The organism is Inquilinus sp. (assembly GCF_057815775.1).
In genome coordinates this window covers 1-4,191 of record NZ_JBYRFX010001077.1, presented here as the reverse complement: position 1 = coordinate 4,191, position 4,191 = coordinate 1, and the positions used below count along the sequence as shown (strand labels likewise).

The 4,191-nt window shown below is 69.4% G+C and carries 5 protein-coding genes; all 5 read left to right on the top strand.

The features are described from left to right. The coding region (locus AC3XYG_RS38615) for an alpha/beta fold hydrolase (RefSeq protein ID WP_489145216.1) at positions 1-1,673 on the top strand (1,673 nt) is incomplete at its 5' end. Positions 1,674-1,675: 2 nt separating this feature from the next. Beyond that, entirely contained in the window at positions 1,676-3,121 is a 1,446-nt protein-coding gene (locus tag AC3XYG_RS38610; RefSeq protein WP_489145215.1) for an MATE family efflux transporter, read from the top strand. Between the two features lies 1 nt (position 3,122). After that, entirely contained in the window at positions 3,123-3,344 is a 222-nt protein-coding gene (locus AC3XYG_RS38605) for an MbtH family protein (RefSeq protein WP_489145214.1), read from the top strand. 166 nt (positions 3,345-3,510) lie between these two features. Next, positions 3,511-3,801 carry a hypothetical protein gene (locus tag AC3XYG_RS38600; RefSeq protein ID WP_489145213.1) on the top strand — a complete coding sequence of 97 codons (291 nt, stop codon included), beginning with the start codon at positions 3,511-3,513 and terminating at the stop codon, positions 3,799-3,801. Between the two features lie 96 nt (positions 3,802-3,897). Then, positions 3,898-4,191, top strand: a 294-nt coding sequence (locus AC3XYG_RS38595) for a FixH family protein (protein WP_489145212.1), incomplete at its 3' end; no start/stop codon positions are given.

Below are 4,191 nucleotides of genomic sequence, written 5' to 3'. Positions count from 1 at the left end.
AAACCACCGTCTGCGCCACCATCGGGGAGCCGCTCGCGGGTGCCGTCATCCCGTCGATCGGCCGGCCGATCCGCAACAGCCGGGTCTATGTCCTCGACGACGCCCTGCGCCCGGTGCCGGTCTGGGTGCCCGGCGAACTCTATGTCGCCGGGGCAGGACTGGCGCGCGGCTATCTCAACCGCCCCGGCCTGACCGCCGAGCGCTTCGTCGCCTGTCCCTTCGGGTCGCCGGGCCAGCGCATGTACCGCACCGGCGATCTCGCCAGGTGGCGGCCCGACGGCGCCCTCGACTTCCTCGGGCGTACCGACCATCAGGTCAAGATCCGTGGCTTCCGCATCGAACCCGCCGAGATCGAAATCGCCCTGGCCCGCTTGCCCGGCGTCGCACAGGCGACTGTCATCGCGCGTGAAGATCAGGCCGGCCTCCAGCAGCTTGTCGGCTATGCCGTGCCGGAGGCCACGGCCAGTCTCGATCCCGCTGGACTGCGCCAGGCCCTGGCCGGGACCCTGCCCGACCACATGGTCCCGGCCGCCGTGGTCCTGCTCGATCGCCTGCCGCTGACACCCAACGGCAAGCTCGACCGCAAAGCCCTTCCGGCCCCCGACTTCACGGCTGGACCGGGACGTGCGCCCCGCACACCGCAGGAAGAGATCCTCGCCACCCTCTTCGCCGAGACCCTCGGCCTCGACACACTCTCCATCGACGACAGCTTCTTCGATCTCGGCGGACACTCCATCCTCGCCACACGCCTCGTCAGCCGCATCCGATCCGCCCTCGGCGCCGAACTCCCGATCCGCGCCCTGTTCGAAGCCCCTTCCGTCGCCAGACTGGCCGAGACGCTGAACGCCGGCGTCCAGCCTGATATGCTCGACGTGCTTCTGCCGCTGCGGCCCCGCGGCACCGGGCCAGCCTTGTTCTGCATCCACCCTGTCGGTGGCGTGAGCTGGTCCTACATCACCCTGGCCCAGTCGTTGGGGCCGGAGATTCCCCTGTACGGTCTGCAGGCCCGCGGGCTGACCGGCACCGACCCGCTGGCCGAGGACATCGACGCGATGGCCGCGGACTATCTCCACCAGATCCGGACCGTGCAGCCGGACGGGCCATACCATCTTCTCGGCTGGTCCTTCGGCGCCGTCGTGGCGCATGCCATCGCCACCCGGATGCAGGAGGCGGGCGACGAAGTCGCCCTTCTCGTCAGCCTCGACGGAGCACCACCCCTGCATGTGGAACCCGAACCGCAGCAGACGGAACAAGAGCGCCTGGCGCAGTGGCTTTCGGCGATCGGCTATGACGGGCCGGCGCCGGACAGCGAAGGCTGGGACGATGTCCTGCAGCGGCTCGCCGAGGCGGAGCATCCCTTCGCCCCGCTCGGGCAGGCCGGCGTCGAGGCCCTGTTCCGCGTCTTCCACCACAATGTCCGGCTGCTGCGGGCCTATCGGCCGAAGGCCCGATTCCAAGGGGACCTGCTCTATTTCGCTTCTGCCGAAAATCGCGATCCGGCCTCGCCCAAAGCCCGCGCGTGGGATCCGCACATCTCCCGCGGCGTCATCCGGCACGAGCTCGACTGCGCCCACGCCGCCATGACCCAGCCGGCGCCGATGTCGGAGGTCGGCCGGATCATCACCGGCCGGTTCCAGGTCTTCCCCCGGCCCAACCCAAAGCCGACAAAGTAGCCATGCCCCCGCTTCGGCAGGCTTCCCCCAAGGATGCGGACGGCCCAGCGCAGCGCCGGTCCCGGCTTATCGAAGGGCCGATCCACCGCGCCCTGGTCGGGCTCGGCCTGCCCCTCATCGCCGGGAACGTCCTGCAATACGGCTATCAGCTGACCGATGCCTTCTGGCTCGGCCGGCTGGGTGCCGCGGCGGGCGCCGCGGTCTCGGCCAGCTTTCCCTGGATATTCCTGGTGTTCGCGCTCGGGGCCGGCCTCGCCATCGCCGGGGCCACGCTCTGCGCCCAATACACCGGGGCCGGGCAGCGGGACAGGGTCGACCACGTCGCGGCGCAGTCCCTGAGCGCGGTGGCGCTGGTCGCGGTGCCGCTCGGCCTGCTCGGCTGCATCGCCGCACCGCTCTGCCTGTCGCTGCTCGACCTGGCGCCGGATGTCCGCAGCGGCGCCGTCGGCTTCCTCCGGGTCTCCTTCATCGGCATCGTCTTCGTCTTCCTCTATGCCGTGTTCCAGGCGCTGATGGCCAGTGTCGGCCAAGCCAGGATCTCGCTGCGCATCATCGCCTGCGCCGTGGCGCTGAACTTCGCCATCGACCCGCTGTTCATCTTCGGCTGGGGACCGCTACCGGGGCTGGGCGTGGCGGGCGCCGCCCTGGCGACGCTGGTGACCCAGGCGATGGCGGCGGCCCTCGGCATCGCGATCCTGGCGCGGGGGCGTCACGGCATCACGCTGCGATGGCGGAGCCTGGTGCCCGATGCGCCCTACATCAGGCGGGCCATCCGCCTGGGATTTCCCGGATCGCTGGAACTGGCGGCGCACGGCCTGGCCTTGATGGCGATGTCCGTCATGGTCACGCGCTTCGGCACCGTCGCCACCGCGGCCTATGGGGTCGGCCTGATCGTGCTGCAGATCATGACGATCCCGGCCATGGGGCTGGCCACGGCGGCGGCGACGCTGGTCGGCCAGGCCATCGGCGCCGGCCGGACCGACCGCGCAGCCCGGGTGATGACCCTGAGCGCGATCTGCGGCTTCGCCATCCTGAGTCTGGGCGGGGTCCTGGCCTATGGCCTGGCGCCATGGATCATCGCGTTCTTCGTCCCCGGCAACGCCGCGGTCATCGCCGAAGGCAGTGGCTTCATCCGCATCATGTGCCTGACCTGGGGCGGCATCGGCATCCAGCTCGCGATCGCGTCGAGCTTTCGTGCCTCGGGCAACATGCTGGCGGCAATGACCCTGGTGCTGGTCTCGCAATGGCTGCTCCAGCTGCCGCTGGCCTATGTCCTGTCGACGGCCACCGCCCTGCAGGCCCAGGGCCTGTGGTGGTCGTTCCCGGTGGCCAACATCACCGTGGCCGCCCTGGCCATCCATTGGTTCAGCCGCGGCGGCTGGAAGGCCGTCCGGCTGACGGCGCCCGCACAACCGACCATCCCTGTCCCCTCAACCGGAGAAGCGTGACGTGATCAACCCGTTCGAAGCCCCCGATGCCCAGTACCTGGTGCTGCGGAACGACGAGCTGCAGTACTCGCTGTGGCCGAGCACATCAGCGGTTCCCGCCGGATGGGACATCTGCCACGGCCCCGATGCCAGGGTGGCCTGCATCGAGCATATCGAGACGCATTGGACAGATATGCGCCCGCGCAGCCTTGTGACGGCCATGGAGAAGGATGCCGCCGACTAGGCCCTTCCTTCTCGACAGCCCGGAGCGGTGCCATGGGTGAGGCTCCGGGCCGTGCGGCATTCGCGCACGTTTGCCCCCGAGGGACTGAAGGGTATCGTCCGCGGTGATGTCGAGATTCCTGCGCCAGATCCTGCTCCTGCTCGTCGCATTCGCCCTGGTAGGCGGGATGACGAACGATCTTGCGCAGGCGGCGCCGGATTGCGCCGCCATGGAGACGGCCATGCCGTGCGACATGGCGATGTCGGCCTCGGGTGATACGAAGCCGATGCACCCCGATAAGAGTGCCGTCCCCGACTGCATGAAGCAGATCGGATGCACCGCCGTCAGCGTCCTGCCGGTGCGGCTGCAGGCCCAGCAGGTGATCGAGCGTCACGGCCCGATCGACTACTGGATGTCGATGACCGAACTGGCCGGCCTGGACCGCCAGCCCGAACCCCTTCCGCCCCGAACCATCTGAATCGGCCCGCGCACGCTCGTCGTGCGCCTCGTTCCAATTCGGATTGTTCCTTGCCGGCCATGCGGTCGCCGCTGGCCGGCCACGAAGGGTTCCCTCATGCGTTTCAATCGTGTTCTGGCGGGCGCCATTGCGCTCGCCTGCGCCGCTGCGCCCTCGTTTGTCTCCGCCCAGGCGGCTGAAGCGGATTACCGCTTCGAGCTGGTCGGGACGCCGCAGAAGGACATCGTCCAGGTCCGGCTGGTGCACGCCGCCGACAGCACGCCGGTGCCCGACGCCGTGATCTTCGAGACCACCGCCGACATGGGGCCGTCGGGCATGGCCGCCATGGCCGTGCCGGTGAAGGCGCTGCCGCCGAAGGATGGCGTCTACAGCTTCGAGATCGACCCGGCG

Excerpts from the sequence above, each read along its gene's own strand:
- AC3XYG_RS38610 (WP_489145215.1), top strand. The coding sequence starts at position 1,676 with ATGCCCCCGCTTCGGCAGGCTTCCCCCAAGGATGCGGACGGCCCAGCG.
- AC3XYG_RS38600 (WP_489145213.1), top strand. The coding sequence starts at position 3,511 with ATGACGAACGATCTTGCGCAGGCGGCGCCGGATTGCGCCGCCATGGAG.